The 19,975-nt window shown below is 62.3% G+C and carries 11 protein-coding genes; 2 read left to right on the top strand and 9 right to left on the bottom strand.

Annotated features, from left to right (window positions below; all coding sequences use genetic code 11):
- Positions 1-42: 42 nt before the first annotated feature.
- The 6 genes from ACWGXF_RS05905 to ACWGXF_RS05930 all read right to left on the bottom strand — a co-directional run bounded on the left by ACWGXF_RS05905 (position 43) and on the right by ACWGXF_RS05930 (position 11,995).
- Positions 43-1,089 (bottom strand): patatin-like phospholipase family protein, encoded by a 1,047-nt coding sequence (locus ACWGXF_RS05905; RefSeq protein WP_012838693.1) that lies wholly within the window; start codon positions 1,087-1,089, stop codon positions 43-45.
- Positions 1,090-1,118: 29 nt separating this feature from the next.
- On the bottom strand, positions 1,119-3,245 hold the full coding sequence (ligA, locus tag ACWGXF_RS05910; RefSeq protein WP_012838694.1) for an NAD-dependent DNA ligase LigA: 2,127 nt from the start codon (positions 3,243-3,245) through the stop codon (positions 1,119-1,121).
- 63 nt (positions 3,246-3,308) lie between these two features.
- Positions 3,309-4,658, bottom strand: a complete 1,350-nt coding sequence (locus ACWGXF_RS05915) for a cell division protein FtsZ (RefSeq protein ID WP_452101763.1) — start codon at positions 4,656-4,658, stop codon at positions 3,309-3,311.
- A gap of 36 nt (positions 4,659-4,694) precedes the next feature.
- Positions 4,695-8,222, bottom strand: a complete 3,528-nt coding sequence (smc, locus tag ACWGXF_RS05920) for a chromosome segregation protein SMC (RefSeq protein ID WP_003062399.1) — start codon at positions 8,220-8,222, stop codon at positions 4,695-4,697.
- Between the two features lie 252 nt (positions 8,223-8,474).
- Positions 8,475-8,804 (bottom strand): YnfA family protein, encoded by a 330-nt coding sequence (locus tag ACWGXF_RS05925; protein WP_012838696.1) that lies wholly within the window; start codon positions 8,802-8,804, stop codon positions 8,475-8,477.
- Positions 8,805-8,854: 50 nt separating this feature from the next.
- Entirely contained in the window at positions 8,855-11,995 is a 3,141-nt protein-coding gene (locus ACWGXF_RS05930; RefSeq protein WP_256630723.1) for a bifunctional diguanylate cyclase/phosphodiesterase, read from the bottom strand.
- A 552-nt stretch (positions 11,996-12,547) separates the two neighbouring features.
- On the opposite strand from ACWGXF_RS05930, the gene ACWGXF_RS05935 reads away from it, so the two are divergent.
- Both ACWGXF_RS05935 and ACWGXF_RS05940 read left to right on the top strand, forming a co-directional pair.
- Positions 12,548-13,048: a flavodoxin family protein gene (locus ACWGXF_RS05935; protein WP_452101764.1), complete on the top strand. Its 501-nt coding sequence runs from the start codon at positions 12,548-12,550 to the stop codon at positions 13,046-13,048.
- Positions 13,049-13,218: 170 nt separating this feature from the next.
- Positions 13,219-13,857, top strand: coding sequence for a TetR/AcrR family transcriptional regulator (locus ACWGXF_RS05940; protein WP_256630724.1), 639 nt, complete (start codon positions 13,219-13,221; stop codon positions 13,855-13,857).
- Positions 13,858-13,983: 126 nt separating this feature from the next.
- On the opposite strand, the gene ACWGXF_RS05945 is transcribed toward ACWGXF_RS05940, so the two are convergent.
- Genes ACWGXF_RS05945 through ACWGXF_RS05955 form a run of 3 tightly spaced genes read right to left on the bottom strand, consistent with a single transcriptional unit; the run spans position 13,984 to position 19,904 of the window.
- Positions 13,984-15,423, bottom strand: a complete 1,440-nt coding sequence (locus tag ACWGXF_RS05945) for an efflux transporter outer membrane subunit (RefSeq protein ID WP_256630725.1) — start codon at positions 15,421-15,423, stop codon at positions 13,984-13,986.
- Complete coding sequence (locus tag ACWGXF_RS05950) at positions 15,420-18,587, bottom strand: efflux RND transporter permease subunit (RefSeq protein WP_003062414.1); 3,168 nt, start codon at positions 18,585-18,587, stop codon at positions 15,420-15,422. The genes ACWGXF_RS05945 and ACWGXF_RS05950 overlap by 4 nt, the downstream gene beginning before the upstream one ends.
- An 18-nt stretch (positions 18,588-18,605) precedes the next feature.
- Positions 18,606-19,904, bottom strand: a complete 1,299-nt coding sequence (locus ACWGXF_RS05955; protein WP_012838702.1) for an efflux RND transporter periplasmic adaptor subunit — start codon at positions 19,902-19,904, stop codon at positions 18,606-18,608.
- Positions 19,905-19,975: the final 71 nt, after the last annotated feature.

Raw genomic sequence — 19,975 nt, forward strand, 5'->3', positions numbered from 1 at the left:
CAGGCTGCGTCCTCGGCACTCCAGAGCCGTGCGCACTCCGGGCTAAAGACCCCAGTCCTTGAGCGCAGGCAACGCCAGCTGGGTTGCGGCATAGCCTTCATCGATCGACTCGCGCCCCCGGTAGAAGTCCATCAGCCCGACATGCGAGAGGCGCGGAGCAATCAGCACCTCGGCCGGGTCACCCGCCATGCGGCTGCGGGTGATGCGCATCTGCATGATGTTGACACTGGCCATGACCACATTGACCAGCGAGGGCACAGGCACAGAATCCCCGTCCTCGGCATCGCCCTCCCCCTTGCGGCCCCTGCGCATCACGGATGAGGACAATGTCTTCACGCTCGTCATACTGCGCATCCATGCGCCCGCCCAACCGAGCGGTGAGCCATTCGCCGCCAGCGCTTCAGGAATCTGGCCCAGCGGCACCGGAGGCTCTTCCTCATCCAGATGCAGCTGCGAGACCCTGAGCTCGCGGGAATGCAGGTTGATCTCGCTCTCGCTCATGTCAACGGGCTTCATATGCCTGCGCATGATGTCGGCATTCAAATCGACGGCGATGACGATGTCCGCACCCATGGCGCGCGCCAGCGACACCGGCACCGGGTTGACCAGACCGCCATCGACCAGCAGCCGCCCTTCCCGCATCACCGGAGTGAACAGGCCGGGCAAGGCGATGGACGCGCGCACGGCTTCGGCAATCGAGCCCTTGCGCAGCCAGACCTCGGCACCTGTCTGCAGATCGGTGGCCACGCAGCCGAACGGCGTGCCCAGTTGCTCCACGGTTTCCTGGACGAAATTCTCGCGCCAGAACTCGATGATCTTCTCGCCCTTGAGCAATCCGCCGCCCAGATTGAAGTCCATGAAGCCGAAGACCTTGCGCTTGCCCAGGCCCAGCACCCAGCTCTCGAAGGCATCCATTTCGCCGGCGGCATAGGTTGCACCGACCAATGAGCCAATGGAAGTGCCGCAGATGATGTCGGGGCTGACACCGGCCTCGCGCAGCGCGCGCAGCACGCCAAAGTGCGCCCAGCCTCTTGCGGAGCCGCTGCCCAGGGCCAGGCCCACCACGGGTTTGCGTCGCAATTTGTTCATGTAGCCCCCTTGCTGCTTCTACAGTCGACTCAACCGGGCTGCTCGCCCCTTAGCAGTGCCAGCATGCCTGCTTCGTCCAGCACGGGCACGCCCAGCTCCTCGGCCTTGGCCAGCTTGCTGCCCGCCTCGGCCCCTGCGACCACATAGCTGGTCTTTTTGCTGACCGAGCCCGAGACCTTGGCACCCGCCGCCTCCAGCATATCCTTGGCGGCGTCGCGGCCCAGCGTGGGCAAGGTGCCGGTCAGCACCACGGTCAGGCCGGCCAGAATCTGAGGCGCCTTCTCGGCTGGCTCGCCTTCCTCCCAATGCACACCGCAGGCGCGCAGCTGCTCCACCACCTCGCGGTTATGGGGCTGGGCAAAAAAGGTGTGAATGCTGTCGGCCACCACGGGCCCGACATCCTTGACTTGCAGCAACTCCTCCACGCTGGCATCCATGATGGCATCGAGCTTGCCGAAATGCTTGGCCAGATCCCTGGCCGTGGATTCGCCCACATTGCGAATGCCCAAGCCAAACAGAAAGCGCTGCAGCGTGGTGCTCTTGGATTTTTCCAGGGCTGCCAGCACGTTCTGGGCCGATTTCTCGGCCATGCGATCCAGCGCTGCCAGCGAGCTCAGGCCCAGCCTGTAAAGGTCAGGCAGCACGCGCACCACCTGGGCATCCACGAGCTGATCGACCAGCTTGTCGCCCAGACCTTCGATGTCCATGGCTCGGCGGTGAGCAAAGTGCAAGATTGCTTCCTTGCGCTGTGCGCCACAGAACAGGCCGCCCGTGCAGCGGTGGTTGGCCTCGCCTTTTTCACGCACCACCTCGCTGCCGCAGATGGGACAGGTCTTGGGCATGCGGAAGTTGGGCACATAAGCAGGCCGCTCGCCCGGCACCCGTCCCACCACCTCGGGGATCACGTCGCCCGCACGGCGCACTATGACCTGATCGCCCACGCGCACACCCTTCTTGCGGATGTCGAACAGATTGGACAGCGTGGCATTGGTCACCACCACACCGCCCACCTGCACAGGAGCCAGGCGGGCCACGGGCGTCAGCTTGCCCGTGCGCCCCACCTGCACATCGATGGCCTCCATGAGCGTAGGCATCTCCTGCGCCGGGTATTTGTGCGCCACGGCCCAGCGCGGCTCGCGCGACTTGAAGCCCAGCTGACGCTGCAGTGCCAGGCTGTTGACCTTGTAGACCACGCCGTCGATTTCATAGGGCAGATTGGCACGCTCGGCACCGATGCGCTCGTGAAACGCTACCAGTTCAGAAGCACCCAGCGCAATACTGACTTGCGGTGCAACCGGAAAGCCCCAGGACTTCAAAGTCTGCAGCATGGCGTAATGCGTGCCGAAGTCCGGCCCGCCCTGCTGCGGCGGCGTGATCTCGCCCAGACCATAGGCGAAGAACGACAGCGGACGCTGGGCCGCGATATTCGAGTCGAGCTGACGGACCGATCCGGCCGCCGCATTGCGCGGATTGGCAAAGGTCTTGGCACCTGCGGCCTGCTGGCGCGCGTTGAGCTTGTCCAGATCGGCCTTGGCCATATGCACCTCGCCTCGCACCTCCACCACGGGGGGTACATCGCGGCCTGCGGACAGGGTCAGGGGAATCTGGCGAATGGTACGGATATTGTGCGTGACGTCTTCCCCCACCTCGCCATCGCCGCGCGTGGTGGCCTGCACCAGGCGACCGTTTTCATAACGCAGATTCATGGCCAGGCCGTCGAACTTGGGCTCGGCCACATATTCGATGGCTGCAGCGGACTCATCCAGCCCCAGCTCCTTGCGCACACGCTGGTCGAAGGCAATGGCACCCGTGGCCTCGTTATCGGTCTCTGTCTGGATGCTCAGCATGGGCACGGCATGGCGAACCGGAGTCAAACCGTCCAGCACCGCACCGATCACGCGCTGCGTGGGAGAGTCCGGCGTAACAAGTGCGGGGTAAGCCCCCTCCAGTGCTTCGAGTTGCTGATAGACGCGGTCATATTCCCCGTCGGGAACCGTGGGCGTATCGAGCACATAGTACTCATGTGCCCATTGATGGAGTTGGGCGCGCAATGCCGCCACCTTGCTCGTCACGCTTTCGGGCACGCCTGCATTGATAGCTGTCGATGGCTTCTGGCCCTGGGGTTCAGCGGAAAAAAGATCTAAATTCTCGGTCATGCTCTGCCCGCTGGAAATTCAAAGTCCGGGATAAAAAAGGCCAACATTGTTGGCCTGTTTGTTTTAGCTGAAAAGCCTTCTGGCAAGAAGTGAGCCGGCCGACAGCTCTGCGCTGTCGAGCTTGTCGTAGAGCAGCTCCAGGTCATGCTGAATCGGGTCCAGTGCCGAAACCGGCAGCAGATAGCCGTTCTGGTCGCAGAGCACGCCGTCCATGGTCTGGCACAGTTGCTCCGCCACCTGACGCAGACGCTCAAATGGCTGCTGCCCACGCGGCACCTGGGCCACGTCCAGGCTGAGCAGGAATTCGCGCACGACGGACTGATCCAGATCATCGCCCATGGCGGCCTGGGGGTCGTAGTTCAGCACCAGCACCGGAGGCAAGCCCTGGATGGGGGAGGCAAGCACCATGCGGCCCGGCATGGGCGTGATGACAAAGCCCAGGCGCTGGGCATTTTGCTGGACATAACCAGCACTCCAGGACGCTTGACGCGCACGCAGCATAAAGCTCAGCTGCGCATCGTGCTCGCTGGCGAACTGATCGAGCTCGCGTGCACGCGAGACCTCGTTGAGCATATTGGGCACGTCGGCCATGGCGCCCAGCGCATCGGCGAAGCGCTGCACCTTGGTGACGAACTCCGAAAACTCGATCTCGTTGAGTGCACCGGTACGGTTGGCCAGCTGGACACCGGCCTGAAAGCCCAGATAGCGCTGGCCGGTCTGCAACGGCTCCCACTGCTTGCTGTCCTGGTTCATGCCTTCAATGGCAAAGGGCTTGTTACCGGCACGGCGGGTACTGGGCTGGGCCTGCAAGGCCACTTCACCAGGAACAATCTGGGCCACAGTGATCGGAGCAATCGCATCGATCAGCGCATCCAGATGGCCGCGTCGCTCCACTGACGGAGCGGGAGGAATCGAAGCGGCCAGAGGAGCGTCCGTCAACACGGGCTCCACAGCCTGCGCGGCCTGCTCGGTCACTGCAGCAATGGCTGCATCCGTGCCCTGAGCGTTCACCTCTTGCACAGCATGCGCAGCCTCGGTCGTCTCGGCTTTGTGCTGGGCGGCCGCCAGAGCTTCCTGACGCTGCGCTTCCTCATGGGCTTCGCGCGCCACCAGGCGGGCCAGCTCGGCATCGGCTTCGGCAAAGCGACCTGCGGATTCGGGCATCTGCAGGGGCTCGGTACCGGGAATGGCCTTGCCGAAATCCCCCAGCACGGGCTCATGCTGGTATTTGGTCAGGTCCGCACCATGACCGACGGTGTTCATTCCGGGCTCGAGGCGCTGAGGATCTGTGCTTTCTTCCTCAGGCTCGGCCCGCTTGGGCGCATTGCGACGCGCAGTCCAGGAGTTGTAGGCAACGATCAGCGCCAACAGCACCACACCCAGGACGGCCAGACTGATTTGCAAGTTACTCATGTGAGAAAACGGTTCTTCAATAGGGGATGACCGGGCTCAGGATAGCTCAGCCATGGAGAGGGCGGACTCCATGTCCACCGCAACAATTCGTGAAACGCCCTGTTCCTGCATGGTCACACCAATCAGCTGCTCGGCCATCTCCATGGCGATCTTGTTGTGACTGATGAACAGGAACTGGGTTCCCTTGCTCATGCTGTAAACCAGCTTGGCATAACGTTCGGTATTGGCGTCGTCCAGCGGCGCATCCACCTCGTCCAGCAGACAGAATGGCGCTGGGTTGAGCTGGAAGATGGCAAACACCAGCGCAATCGCGGTCAGCGCCTTCTCGCCGCCCGAGAGCAGGTGAATGGTCTGGTTCTTCTTGCCGGGCGGCTGGGCAATCACCTGCACCCCGGCGTCGAGAATCTCGTCGCCGGTGATCACCAGCTTGGCCTGACCGCCACCGAACAGCTCGGGAAACATGCGGCCAAAATGGCGATTGACGATGTCGAAGGTGCCGGTCAGCAAATCCCGCGTCTCGGCATCGATCTTACGAATGGCTTCTTCCAAGGTGTTCATGGCCTTGGTCAGATCATCCATCTGCGCATCGAGGAAGGTCTTGCGCTCACGCGCCAGGGTCAACTCATCCAGCGCGGCCAGATTCACGGCCCCCAGGGCTTGGATTTCGCGGTGCAGGCGGTCGATTTCACCTTGCAGGCCGTGCATGCGCACATTGCCTTCGGCAATCGACTGAGCCACAGCAGCCAGATCGGCCTCGGCTTCGGTCAGCAGATTGCTGTACTGCTCCAGTCCCAGGCGCGCGGCCTGTTCCTTGAGCTGGAATTCGGTGATGCGCTGACGCAGCGGGTCCAGTGCCTTTTCCAGGCTCTGGCGGCGCTCGTCGCTGGCACGCAGCTTATTGGTCAGATCCTCATATTCGCTGCGGCGCTCGGCGACGTCTTTTTCGCGCTGCATCTTCAGATCCAGCGCATCCTGCAGGCCGCCCTGCGCTGCGGCATCAGACAGTCTTGCCAGTTCGTCCTGAGCGCGTTGCTGCTCCTCGGCCAGGGACTTGGCCTGCTGGCTGGCGGTTTCGATGGTGCGCGACAGCTCGGCGCGACGCGCGTGCAGCGTGCGCTGCGAGAAGGTCGCCTCCTGGGCCTGACGCTCCAGACTGCGTAACTGCTCGCGCGATTCGTTCAGGCGGCGCTCGGCCTCCAGCACGCGATCCCCCAGCTGGGCATGGCGCTCCTGGCTGTCGGCCAACTGCATGTCCAGCTCTTCAAAGCGGGCCTCGGCGGCGACCTTGCGCTCTTCGATATCGGAGAGCTGGGTTTCGACTTCGGACAGATCCGCCGAAATTTGCGCATTGCGTGCGCGCGCCTGCTCGGCCAGTTGAGACAGGCGCAAGGTCTCGACCTGCAGCTCATGGGCACGGCTTTGCGACTCGCTCGCTTCGCGGCGTGCGGACACCAGACGCTGCGAGGCATCGGCATAAGCGCTTTCGGCGCGCACCAAGGCCGAACGCGATTCATCGGCGATCAGCGCCTGGGCGCGGACTTCCTTTTCCAGGTGCTCGATTTCCTGCGCCCGCGCCAGCAGCCCCGATTGTTCGGAGTCCTGCGCATAAAAGGTCACGCTGTGCGCGGTCACCGCATGGCCGGTGGGCACATAAATGGTCTCGCCAGCCTGCAGATCGGCACGCTTGGCCAGGGCCTCGTCGAGCGTGGGCGCGGTATAGCAGCCCGTCAGCCAGTCCACCAGCACGGCGCGCAGGCCGGCATCATTGATCTTGAGCAGATCGCTGAGACGCGCAAAGCGCGCAGCCACAGGTGCGCCCGCTGCCTGAGCCTGGCTGAAAAAGGCCAGCCGGGCCGGCGGAGCGTCCAGCCCCCCGGAGCCCAGAAAACCGCGCACCATGTCGAGGCGACCGACTTCCAGCGCACCCAGACGTTCGCGCAGCGCGGCTTCCAGCGCATTTTCCCAGCCCGACTCGATGGCTATGCGGCTCCACAGGCCTTGCATGCCGTCCAACCCATGCTTGGCCAGCCAGGGCTGAAGCTTGCCATCGGTCTTGACCTTTTCCTGCAAGGCCTTGAGCGCATCCAGCCGTGCCGACAGATCGGCGTGACGACTGTTTTCGGCATTCACGGCCTGCTGGCGTGCGCGCCTATCCTCATCGAGTTGCGGCACGCTGTCCTGCAACTCATTGAGGACGGCATCGGCCATCTCGGCCAGCTCCTGCGCCTCGGCCAGCTGCGCCTGCAAATTGTTCAGGCGCGCTTCGTCCGGCGTTTCCAGTGCATTGCGGTCGGCCCGCAAACGTTCGTAGCGGGTTTCAAACTGACGGCGCTGCTCATCGAGACTGCGCTGCTCGGCGGCCAGCACCTGAATCTGCTGCTGCACCTGCACCACCGAGTTGCGCTGGTCTGCATCGGCTTTCTGCGCCTTATGCAGAGAATCTTCCAGATCGGGCAGGCGGGTGCTTTGCTCCTCGAGCTGGGCAGCCAGCATCTCGGCCTGCTCTTCGGCATCCATGCCCGCACCCTCGATGTTCTCGATCTCGCCCTGGGCCTCTTCGCTACGGCTGCTCCACAGCAGCAGTTGCTCGGCCAGTTGCTGCAGACGCAGTTGCACGCGCTGGCGGCCCTCGACCACATAGCGGATTTCGGCCTCCAGCTTGCCGACCTCGGCCGTGGCTTCGTAGAGCTTGCTCTGCGCCTGATTGACCTGATCGCTGGCGTCGTAGTGCGACTGGCGCAGGGTCTCGAGTCCGCTCTCGTTGTTGCGGATATCGGCCATGCGCTCTTCGAGCTCGTTGACGACCTTGAGGCCTTCGACACGCACGCGGTCCTGCTCGGCCTCGGCATCGGCCCGCTTCATGAACCACAGTTGGTGCTGCTTGAGCGTGACCTGGGCGTTCAGGCCGTTGTACTTGGCCGCAACTTCGGCCTGCTTTTCCAGCTTGTCCAGATTGGCATTGAGCTCGCGCAGAATGTCTTCCACACGGGTGAGGTTCTCGGTCGTGGCCGAGAGGCGGTTTTCCGTCTCACGACGACGCTCCTTGTACTTGGAAACCCCGGCCGCTTCTTCGAGGAACAGGCGCAGCTCTTCGGGGCGCGACTCGATGATGCGGCTGATCGTGCCCTGACCGATGATGGCGTAGGCACGCGGTCCCAGACCCGTTCCCAGAAACACGTCCTGAACGTCGCGACGACGCACGGGCTGGTTGTTGATGAAGTAGCTGCTGTTGCCCTCGCGCGTGAGCACGCGCTTGACGGCGATTTCGCCGAACTGCCCCCACTGACCGCCTGCGCGGTGGTCGCTGTTGTCGAAGGTCAGCTCCACACTGGCACGGCTGGACGGCTTGCGATGCGTGGTGCCGTTGAAGATCACGTCCTGCATGGACTCGCCACGCAGCTCGCTGGCCTTGCTCTCCCCCAGCACCCAGCGCACCGCATCCATGATGTTGGACTTGCCGCAACCGTTGGGCCCCACCACGCCGACCATCTGCCCCGGCAGAATGAAATTGGTGGGCTCGGCAAAGGATTTGAAGCCGGAGAGCTTGATGGAATTCAGGCGCACGGTGTCGGTGTCGGTCTAGAGGCTGGCCAGCAAAGGCTTGTGATTGGGAAAGAAAAACGGCAAAAGCGGTTGCACAAACGCAAAACTTGAAAAAGCCCTGTTCTTGCTTGCAACCGTCAACAGACGGGAATCATAACGCGGCCTGCCCCCTCGTCAGCCAAGATTGCTGCATACACGCAAACCATAGCGGCCTGCGCAGGATCGGCAAGGGATTGAGGCAGATTTGGATCGAATAAGAGAGCAGCGGATGCCTCAGGTGCGCGGCTGAAAAGCAATCAGACCCGCCCCCAGCAGACAGACGGCCACCCCTGCCATATCCCAGGCGCTGGGTTTGATGCCATCCACCAGCCACAGCCACAGAAGCGCCACGCTGATGTAGATGCCGCCGTAGGCCGCGTAGACACGACCCGAGGCCGAGGGATGCAAAGTCAGCAGCCAGACAAACAAGGCCAGGCTGACTGCGGCGGGCAGCAACAGCCAGGCGCTGCCGCCCTGCTTGAGCCAGAGCCAGGGCAGGTAGCAACCCACAATCTCCGCCACGGCGGTCAGGACAAACAGCAACAGGGTCTTGATCTCAGGCAATTCAATCTCTCACACAGCGAATGCATGCATTGTAGAGAGCATGGACTGCCTCAGCGCATGGACACCGGGCTGAGAGCTGGCGTCGGAGATCCCGGCACATTGCCATTGGTGACCAGGCTCTCGAACTCGCTGACGGGCACGGGCGGACTCATCAGATAGCCCTGCCACGCATAGCAGCGTATGCCTTCAAGAAAACGGCACTGCGCCTGGGTCTCCACGCCTTCGGCGATCACATGCAGACTCAGGCTCTTGGCCAGAGCCACAATGGTGCGGGCAATGGCCGCGTCATTGGGATCGGTCAGCACGTCACGCACAAAGCTGCGGTCGATCTTGAGCTGGTCCAGCGGCAGCCGTTTCAGATAGGACAGCGAGGAATAGCCGGTACCAAAGTCGTCCAGCGAAAATCCGATGCCGTAGGACTTCAGACGCATCATCTTGGCGATGGTGTCGTCCACGTCGGAGACCAGCATGCCTTCGGTCAGCTCCAGCTTGAGCCGACGCGCATCGGCCCCATGCTCGGCCAGCGCCTTGAGCACCTGTTCGACAAATCCGCTCTGATGGAACTGCTTGGGACTGACGTTGACCGAGAGCACCAGTTGCGCATAACGGGGGTGCTTGGCCCATTTCGCCAGTTGCTGGCAGGCGGCCTGCAGCACCCAGTCGCCCAGGGGGAGGATGACGCCTGTTTCCTCGGCCAGCGGAATGAAATGCGCAGGAGGGACAAAGCCTTTTTCAGGATGCTTCCAGCGCAGCAGACCTTCGGCGCCAATCACCTTGCCCATCTCCACCTGGGGTTGATAGAACAGCTCGAATTCACCGGCCTGCAGACCGGCACGCATGTCCTGCTCAAGCGTACGGCGCTCCTGCAGCGCCGATTGCAGCTGGGGGTCGAAGAAGCAACTGACATTGCGCCCCTGGCTCTTGGCCTGGTACATGGCCATTTCAGCGCGGCGCTGCACTTCTTCACCCGTCAGTTCTGGCTCGCCAAACAGGCTCAGGCCCATGCTGACGGTGATGGAGCGCGGAATGCCGCCGATCTCTATGGGCTCACGCAAGCGGCTCAGCCACTGGTCGGCCTGCTGCTCCAGCCTGGCGGCAGCCGCCACGGAATCGCTGCCAAGGTCCTCGATCAGCAGCACAAAATCATCGCCGCCCTGACGAGCAATCGTGGCCCCTGAAGGAAGCAGACCACGGATGCGCTGACTCATCGACTGCAGCAGCAAATCGCCCTGATCCAGGCCATAGGTCTCGTTGAAGGCTTTGAAGTTGTCGATATCCAGCAGCACCACACCACCAAAATGGGCCTTGCGTTGCGCCACGGCCAGAGCCTGTTGCAGCCGATCAGCCAGCAGGCGCCGGTTGGGCAGGCCAGTCAAGGCGTCGTAGAAGGCCAGACGGCGGACCTCCTGCTCGGCCGCCATGCGCTGGCTCTGATCCTGCAGCACCATCAAGCACCCTTCGGCTTGCAACACGGCACTGACCGCGACCGGGCGGCGCAGGCCGTCTACCCCACTGAGCATCAATGTCTGCGCAGACACCGTGCAAGCCGACGCCTCGGTGGCGAGCTCGTCCCACTGAGCCTGCACATCGTCGACACGCTCGGATTGGCGCAGCTGCAATGTCCGGCGGGCCTGAGCCTTGGCGACTTCCCAGCGCTGGATGACGCGCTCGCGCTCAGCGGCATCGGGGAACATGCGCTCCCACCACTGCTGGGTTGATACGCCGGGCTTGCCCCCATGGCCGGCCAGACGCAGAAACTCTTCGTTCCAGTAGACCAGGCGCCCATCCAGATCCTCCATGACCAGACCCACCGGAAGTCTTTGCATGAGATTGCGCAACTGCTGATGACCCAGCCGCTCCATCTGCTCGAGGCGCTTGCGCCCGCTGATGTCCTGCACCAGCACCTGCAGGCGCCGTGATTCATGACGTCCGGTCAGAAACGCATTGAGTTCGACCCAGACTGGCCCGCCCTCCTTGGAACGCAGACAGAATTCGCCCGCGTTGTGCTGGAACTGCTGCAGGTCCAGTCCTTCAAGCAGTTGCTCACAGTGCGCCTGGTCTTCGGGCATGACCAGCTCCAGCACGCTGCGTCTGTGAATTTCCTGGGCCTCATAGCCCAGCAACTGACAGAAATGCTGGTTGACCTTGAGTACGCTGCGCGTGGCGATATCAAGCTCGAGCACGCCCATGGCCGCCTGCTCGCACATGGCATGAAAGCGTGCATCACTCTCCTGCCTTGCCTGCGCACTGAACTTGAGGCGCCGGCTCCAGCTCCAGCGGCTTTGCCACCAGCCCGAGACCCAGGCAGCCAGCACCAGCCCCGCCAGCAGACCCAGGCCCAATACCAGCCAGGGCAGATACCTCTCAAACCTTCTCTGAGTGCTGAGCGCAGGCTTGAACTGCAGCGACCAGATGCGGTCATACACCTGTATCTGCCGCTCCAGCGGCTTGATCAAGGCAAATTCAGGATGGGTTTCCGCCTCCGCCCACAGTGAGCCAGTGAACAAGATCTCCGCACCGCCAGCAAGCATCGACAGCGGCATGGTCAGTCTCATGTGCTCCCCACCAGCCTTTGGCGATGGGTCGGCTGGACTGAGATCCACCAGCTTGAAGGCGACCTGAGGGTAGAGGTTGGCCGGAACCAGCCCCCTCGCAAATTCGCCCAGACGGATCCGGGCATTGAGCGTCCCGAGCGGCTTTCCGGAAGATTTCCCGATCGCGGTGGCGCCGCCCCCCTCTTCTGCAGCCCACAGCGGAGCCCGCAACACCACGCCCTTGGGGCTATCGGGCAGTTGCAGAAAGCGAAATGGAGCCGACATCGACATCTGGCGAGAGTTCCACGCCTGCATCAAGGAATGAAATGCCGCCGCCGGCTGACGCGCGTTGCTTCCCGCCAGCGCCTCGTTGCCTATCAACGGCCAGACGTAGGAAACCTCGAAGGCCTGTGAATCACGCGCAAGATCGGTGTGCTGCTCCGCAGTCACTGCACGGGTCAGACTCAGGGCCTGCAGCCCCACCAGACTATCCTGACTGAGCAGAGCATGGGCATGCTGGGCAAACACCTGCTGGCCCGCATCCGCATTGCCGGCCATTTGCTCGGCGAGCTTGACGAGCAGACGGTCATAGCTGCCCAGGCGTTGCTCCAAAGCTCGCGTCGTCATATCGGCACTGAGCTGCAAGCGCTGTTGCATGCGCGACTCCTGGCGTTGATGGAGCATCCAGCCCCCCAAACTGCCACAGGAAATTCCAAAACCCAATGCCAGCAGCGCCAACCAGGGTTTACGCATTTTCATCACTGGCTGAGTTGCGAATTGCGACATGCAAAAAACACAAGATTCCTGAGTTGCGAGGTGGCTCCAGCCGGCAGTGGCGCCTTGCAGCAAAGGCTGCAGCACCATGAGCCAAGATGAGGAGCGACATAGTTTGTAGGAGCAAACCTACATCCAAAGAACATTCACACCAAGTGATTACCCTGAAAGCCTTGGCATGATTGCGTCTAGATTTAGATCAAATCATAGGCATAAGCTTGTATATCCAATACAAAGCGCTGCAAAATCAAGAGCAACCCCAGGTCGCAAAATTGACAAATGTCAATATTTGTCGGAGCTTAGTCCCATTCAGGCCGCATCACAAACCACGACAACCCGTATCTTTTTAGCAACAATCAAGCAGAACCACAGCGCTCTACCCGGTTATTCCCGCCTGCAAGCGCCTGCGGTTTGTCCACCGGCAATAAAGCAACCATGTCACAACGCACGACCCTGCTGATCGTCTACCACTCACTGACTGGCGGCACACTCCAGATGGTTGAAGCGACCAGCACCGGCGCCCGGCAGGAGGAATCCGTCGAGGTCCGCGTGCTGCATGCCTCCCAGGCCGGCCCGCAAGACCTGTTGCAAGCTCAGGGCTATCTGTTTGCCACGCCGGAGAATCTGGCCGCCATCAGCGGTCTGATGAAGGACTTCTTCGATCGAAGCTATTACGGCGTGCTCGACCGGATACAGGGCCGCCCCTATGCCAGTTTGGTCTGCGCCGGCAGCGACGGTCATAACGCAGCAAGGCAGATGGAACGCATTGCCACCGGCTGGCGCCTGAAGGCCGTGGCAGAGCCGCTCATCATCTGCACCCATGCCCAGACGCCGGAAGCCATACTCGCCCCCAAACAGATACCGGCCGCCGATTTGCAGCGCTGCGAAGAATTGGGGCAATCGCTGGCCACGGGACTGGCCTTGGGCATTTTTTAGAAAAACAAGGGTTTGCCCGCATCATTCCGGGCAGGACAGGCTCCATACAAAGGCAAAAATGGAGCCTTCGAATCGGCTTGTATAAATGTGCCATCATTGCTCGCGCATGCTTTTCCCCGATGCGCGCTCCCAAGCAGGCATAGTCTGCGACTTCACCAGCTCTTGCGTCCATGATTGAACCAGACACCGAACGCCCCAAGCGCACGCCACGCGGCCCCAGTCCGCAAAAGACCCAGGCCACACGCCGCTCCATCGTGGCGGCTGCGTTTGCAGAATTTCTGGAGCACGGCTATGCGCGTGGCACCACGGCTTCGGTGGCACAGCGCGCGGGACTGTCAAAGGTCACGCTGTTTCGCTATTTCGACAGCAAGGAAGCCCTGTTCGAGGCCGTGATCCAGACACATATCGCCTCGGCCGCCGTGGCCTTGCAGTCCAGCCCCATGCACGAGCATGAATCGGTGGGCGAATATCTGCTGCGCACCGTGGGTGCCGCTGCGGAAGTCATAGACAGCAGCGGCCGCTCCGCCACGGCCAGGCTGGTCGTCGCCGAAGGCCTGGAGTTTCCGCTGCTGGCGCAGATGTATCGTCGCTATGTCCACGATGCCTTGCTCGAGCATTTCACCCGGCTCGCACAGCTGGCCGCCAAACGTGGCGAACTCAAGGCTCCGGAGCTGGTTCAACACCCGGAATTGCTGCTTGCACCGCTGTGGCTGGCCATGATGAACAACACCGTCATTCATCCCGAAGTGCCCATGAATGCCGGAACCCTGTTCCGGCTCCAGGTGACCCTGCTGTTCAAGATGCCTTGAGTATTGGCTCGCCAGAATTTCAATGAAATCCGACCCAATCGCTTACTGATAAAGCGCCAGTAGCTATCAAAAAACAAAGCCGCAGTCTTTTGGAGTGCGGCTTTTTTCATCGAGCGAGTTCGCCCATCAACCCGGCTGTGGAGCCTCTTCTCCACCCAGTGCCTTCCACAGGGTCACGCGGTTGAGCTGCTCCGACAGGCGCAGGCCTATCAAAGTCTGCTGCGCGGTATAGAGGCTGCGCTGCGCATCCAGCACCGTCAGATAGTTGTCCACACCGGCCTTGAAGCGAGCATTCGACAAATCAAAGGCTTTTTGCGTATTGGCCACCATGCTGGTCTGGGCGTCCAGCCGCTCGCCCCACTGGGCACGGTCGGCCAGCACATCCGCCACCTCCTTGAAGGCTGTCTGCACAGACTTCTCGTACTGACTCAGCGCAATGCGCTGATTGCTTTCGGCCACTTGCACATTGGCTCGGTTGCGGCCGCCATCAAAGATCGGCAGCTTGACCAGAGGGATGAAACTCCAGGTGCTGTTGTTGTTGCCGAACAGGCGATCCAGCTCGTTGCTGCCGGACCCGACACTGCCGGTAAGCGTGATGCTGGGAAACAGCGCCGCTCTGGCTGCGCCGATATTGGCATTCATGGACTGCAGATTGCGCTCGGCGGCCTGCACATCCGGACGCTTGAGCAGCACCGATGATGGCAGGGGTACGGGCACGACCTTGAGAGCCGCCGTGTCTGCCGCACCCGTCAGGGTCTGGGCGTTAGGCAGCAGCTGTGCAGGCACCGGACCGCCTACCAACAGCTGCAGGGCATTGCGGTCCCTGTCGACCTGGGAGGTATAGCTGGCAACATCGCCGCGTGCCGTATCGACCGTGGTCTGGTTCTGGGCCAGCACCAAACCGGAGGTCGAGCCCAGCTCATGCATGCGCCGCGTCAGCTCAAAAGCCTTGATGCGGCTGTCCAGCGTGTCCCTGGCCAGCTGCAGACGCGCCTGATCGGCCGCCAGCGTCAGCCATGCATTGGCGACATCAGCCACCAGACCGATCTGCACATTGCGCCGGTTGTCCTGGCTTTGCAGAAACTGCTGCAGCGAGGCTTCGCTCAGATTGCGGATGCGCCCCCACAGGTCCAGCTCGTAGCTGGCGAAACCCAGTTGGGCCGTGTATTGCTCGGTGACGCTGGAGCGCCCTGCCGTCGTCAGATCCCCTGCGGTGCGCGTGCGATTGCTCTGTGCCTGGGCCGTGATGCCCGGCAGCAGATCGGCTCTGGTGATGCCGTACTGGGCTCGCGCCTTCTCGATGTTTTCCAGCGCGACGCGCAGATCGCGATTGTTGCTCAGCGCCAGCGCCACCACCTCGCGCAGCTGCGGCGACTGCAACCATTGCAGCGCCTGGGCCTGTTGCAGCGCCGCCTCGCTGGCCTGGGCCGGCGCGGCGTTGCCGGAGACAGTCTCGGGCACGGGCAGATCAGGCGTTTTATAGGCAGGGGCCAGGTTGCAGCCCGCCAGCAAGGCCGTCACTGCGGCGGCCGCCATGGTCGAAAATTTCATGCTCGGGCGCCTCATGCTGCGCTCTCCTTGTTGACGTCAGGCGCCTCATCGCTGCGCGAACGGCTCTTGAACCAGCTGCGAACCAGCAGGAAGAACACCGGCACGAGGAAGATACCCAGCACCGTCGATGCCACCATGCCGCCCAGCACGGCCGTGCCGATGGCATTGCGACCACCAGCGCCAGCGCCGGTGCCGATGGCCAGCGGGATCACGCCGAAACCAAAGGCCAGAGAAGTCATCAGGATGGGGCGCAGGCGCAGACGCACGGCTTCCACCGTCGCATCGAACAGCTTCTTGCCCTGCTCCTGCAACTGCACTGCAAACTCCACAATCAGGATCGCGTTCTTTGCCGCAAGACCCACGGTGGTGAGCAGACCGACCTGGAAATACACGTCGTTGGTCAGGCCACGGGTATAGGTCGCCAGCAGCGCGCCGACCACACCCAGCGGCACGGCCAGCATCACCGACAGCGGCACCGTCCAGCTTTCATAGAGTGCGGCCAGGCACAGGAAGACGAACAGAATCGAGATGGCATACAGCATGGGCGCCTGCGCGCCGGACTGGCGCTCCTGCAAGGAAGCTCCCGTCCATTCGTAAGCGATGCCGTTGGGCAGCTTCTTCAAGATGTCTTCCACCGTCTCCATGGCGGTACCCGAGCTAATGCCCGCTGCGGCACGGCCTTCAAACTCATAGGCCGGGCTGCCGTTGTAGCGCAGCAGCTGGGGCGAGCCGTAGGCCCAGTAGCTTTTGGAGAAGGCTCCGAAAGGCACCATCTCGCCCTTGTTGTTGCGCACCGTCCATTTGGCGATATCGGTGGGCAGCATGCGGTACTGGGCATCGCCCATGATGTAGACACGCTTGACGCGGCCGTTGTTCAGGAAGTCGTTCACATAGGTGCCGCCCATGGCGCTGGAGAGCACGCTGTTGATGTCGCTGTACGCCAGCCCCAGCGCGGCAGCCTTGCGGTCATCCACATCCACGCGCAGCTCGCTGGCGTCTTCCAGATTGGTCGTGCGCACGGCAGTCAGCAGATTGTTGGCGCGCATTTCGCCAAGCACCTGATCACGCGCGGCGAGCAGTGCCTCGTGGCCCACACCATTGATGTCCTTGATCATGAAGTTGTAGCCCGAACTCGAACCCAGGCCGCGCACTGCAGGCGGCAGCACCACTTGCACGCGCGCATCACGGATGCTGGCCAGCTCCCTGGTCGCCTTGTTCGCAATGGCCGCGGCCGATTGAGAAGGCAGCGGACGCATGCTCCAGGGTTTCAGACGGATGAAGCCGCGCGCCGAACTCTGGTCGCCGTTGAGACCGGACACCTGGTTGAAGCTGATCACATCCGGCTGCTTGGCCAGGTACTCGCGCACCTGGTCCAGCACTTCCTGAAGACGGGCATTCGAAGCACCGGAAGGCAGGTTCACGTTGACGTAGACAAAGCCCTGGTCCTCATCGGGCAGAAAGGAAGTGGGCAGCTTGGCCATCAGCAGCCAGACCGCGGCCAGCACGGCCAGGAAGATCAGCATCATGCGCTTGGCCCGGCCCAGGCTGAAGGCCACGGTGCTTTGGTAGCGATTGGCGGCGGCATCGAAATTGCGGTTGAACCAGCGGAAGAACCGGTCGTTGATGCCCAGCACCCCGGAGCGTATGGGACGCTCATGGCCGTCGCCATGGCTGCGATCCGGTGCCTTGAGAAGCGTGGCGCACAGCGCCGGTGTCAGCGTCAGGGCCACGAACACGGACAGCGCCATGGCCGCCACGATGGTGATGGAGAACTGGCGATAGATCACACCCGTGGAGCCGCCAAAGAAGGCCATGGGCACAAACACTGCCGACAGCGTGACCCCGATGCCGACCAGCGCAGGCGTGATTTCCTTCATGGACTGGCGCGTCGCCTCCTTGGGAGACTTGCCCGTCTCGTGCATCACCCGCTCCACGTTCTCGACCACCACGATGGCATCGTCCACCAGCAGGCCGATGGCCAGCACCATGGCAAACATGGTCAGGGTATTGATGGAGAATCCCGCGACGGACAGCACGCCGAAGGTGCCCAGCAGCACCACCGGCACGGCAATGGCGGGGATCAGCGTGGCGCGGAAGTTCTGCAGGAACACGAACATCACGATCACCACCAGCACCATGGCCTCGCCCAGCGCATGCACCACTTCGCTGATCGAGGCCCGCACAAAGGGCGTGGAGTCCGAGCTCACGAAATAGTCGATCTGATTGGGAAAGAAGGGCTTGAGCTCGGCAAGCTTGGCCGCCACTGCATCCGACACCGCCATGGCGTTGGCACCATCGGCCAGGATGATGCCCATGCCTGCGCCCGGCATGCCATTGAGCTTGGCCTGGATGGACAGATTGTCGGCCCCCAGTTCCACCCGGGCCACGTCCTTGATGGTGACGACCGAGCCGTCATTCGAAGACTTGAGCACGATGTCCTCGAACTGCTCCACGGTCTTGAGCTTGGTACGCGCCGTAATGGTCGCGTTCAGTTGCTGGTTCTGCACCGCGGGCAAGGCCCCCAGCTGACCCGCCGAGACCTGGGCATTTTGCGCGTTGAGCGCGCTGCTCAGATCGGAGGGGATCAGCCCGTACTTCTCCATCTTGGCGGGGTCCATCCAGATGCGCATGGCATAGGGCGTGCCGAAGACGTTGATGTCACCGACGCCTTCGATGCGACCGATGATGTCCACCAGATTGCTGTTGATGTAGTCGCCGATGTCCACGGCGGTCACATCTTCATCGGGCGAATAGAAGCTGTAGGTGACCAGAAAATCCTGGCCGCCCTTGTTGATGAAGACGCCACGCGTCTTCACGGAGTCCGGCAGGCGGTTGACCGCGCCCTGGATCTTGTTTTGCACCTGCACCTGCGCCACGTCGACATTGGTGCCCGGAGCAAAGGTCAGCGTGATGCGAGCCTGACCGGAGGCATTGCTGGTCGAGCTCATATAGAGCATGTTGTCGATGCCCTTGATCTGCTGCTCGATGATCTGCGTCACCGAGTTTTCGACCGTCTCGGCCGAAGCACCCGTGTACTGGGCGCCTATGGTCACGCGGGGTGGAGCGATCTCGGGATACTGCTCCAGCGGCAGCAGCTTGATCGACAAAGCCCCGGCCAGCATGATGATGATGGCGATGACCCACGCAAAGATGGGCCGGTTGATGAAGAACTGAGCCATGTGTGTCGCCTGCCTTGCTTACTTCTTGGCAGGTGCATCGGCAGCGGCCTGCACGGGCGGCTCGCCCCGCTGGCTCTTGCGCTCGGCCTTGGCCTTCAGATCCACCTCCACGGTCTGAACCTTGTCGCCGGGCTTGATGCGCTGAAAGCCATCCACCATCACACGCTCGCCGGCTTTCAGGCCCGTCTTGAGCAACCAGAAAGCACCCACAGCGCGGTCCAGTTCCACATCCCGCTTTTCAACCACATCGCCGTCCTTGACGACCATGACGTTGGCACGGCCGGTCAGATCGCGGGTCACCGACTGCTGCGGCACCAGCAAGGCATCCGGTGCCAGAGCCGTTGGCAGCAAGGCCTTCACATACATGCCGGGCATGAGCATGCCGTCGGGATTGGGCACCTCGGCGCGCAGGGTCAGCGTGCCGGTCGTGTCGTTGACGATCACGCCCGCAAAGGCCAGCTTGCCCTGATGCGGGTAGTCGCTGCCGTCGTCGAGCTGGATGCGCACGGGAATCTTGTTGCCTTCCACCTTCTGGTAGCGGCCGGAATCCAGATCGCGCTTGAGCTGCATCAGATCGGTGCTGGACTGGGTAAAGTCCACATACATGGGGTCCAGCCGCACGATGGTGGTGAGCGCCGTGGCCTGATTGGCCGTGACCAGCGCACCGGGCGTGACGGCAGACAGCGCGATGCGACCGCCAATAGGGGCTTCGATCCGGCTGTACTTGAGATTGATGCGTGCGGTTTCCAGATTCGCCTTGGCCACGGCCACATCCGATGCGGACTGGGCCGCCGCCGCCTGGCTTTCGTCAAACGCCTGCTTGCTGATCGCGTCGATCTTGACCAGCTCGGCATTGCGCCGTGCCGTTGCAGCCAGCGTGCGCTGGCTGGCTTCGGCCTTGGCCACGGCGGCCGCAGCACTGGCCTCGGCCGCCTTCAACGACGCGGCGTCGATCTGATAGAGCTGCTGGCCCTGTTTGACCAGAGCACCTTCGGTGAACAAGCGCTGCTGAATGATGCCCGAGACCTGGGGACGCACTTCGGCCGTCATGAAGGCACGGGTGCGCCCCGGCAGGCTGGCATCCAGCTGCTGGCTTTGCGACTGCAAGGTGATCACGCCGACCTTCGGCTCGGACTTGGGCGGGCCTTTTTGCTCCGCCTCGGGCTTGGAGCAGCCCGCCAGCGCAGCGGCAATCAGCATGGCTCCCACAGCCAGTGTCCAGCGCTGCTGGCGATGACCTTGCTGGCTTGCACTGGGAAGGCAAGAAAAATGCGCCTCTCGGCGCGGGCTCAGCGAAGCGGGCTGGTCAATCTTCATACGTGGAGCGGTCTGAACTAAAGAACTTGTCAACATTGTGCGCCGACAATATTAATAAAATGTAAAGCAGC

The sequence above is a fragment of the Comamonas sp. HJ-2 genome (assembly GCF_053615495.1).

Excerpts from the sequence above, each read along its gene's own strand:
- ACWGXF_RS05945 (WP_256630725.1), bottom strand. The coding sequence starts at position 15,423 with ATGAGGCGCCCGAGCATGAAATTTTCGACCATGGCGGCCGCCGCAGTG.
- ACWGXF_RS05955 (WP_012838702.1), bottom strand. The coding sequence starts at position 19,904 with ATGAAGATTGACCAGCCCGCTTCGCTGAGCCCGCGCCGAGAGGCGCAT.
- ACWGXF_RS05930 (WP_256630723.1), bottom strand. The coding sequence starts at position 11,995 with ATGCAACAGCGCTTGCAGCTCAGTGCCGATATGACGACGCGAGCTTTG.
- ligA (WP_012838694.1), bottom strand. The coding sequence starts at position 3,245 with ATGACCGAGAATTTAGATCTTTTTTCCGCTGAACCCCAGGGCCAGAAG.
- ACWGXF_RS05935 (WP_452101764.1), top strand. The coding sequence starts at position 12,548 with ATGTCACAACGCACGACCCTGCTGATCGTCTACCACTCACTGACTGGC.
- ACWGXF_RS05940 (WP_256630724.1), top strand. The coding sequence starts at position 13,219 with ATGATTGAACCAGACACCGAACGCCCCAAGCGCACGCCACGCGGCCCC.
- ACWGXF_RS05905 (WP_012838693.1), bottom strand. The coding sequence starts at position 1,089 with ATGAACAAATTGCGACGCAAACCCGTGGTGGGCCTGGCCCTGGGCAGC.
- ACWGXF_RS05950 (WP_003062414.1), bottom strand. The coding sequence starts at position 18,587 with ATGGCTCAGTTCTTCATCAACCGGCCCATCTTTGCGTGGGTCATCGCC.
- ACWGXF_RS05915 (WP_452101763.1), bottom strand. The coding sequence starts at position 4,658 with ATGAGTAACTTGCAAATCAGTCTGGCCGTCCTGGGTGTGGTGCTGTTG.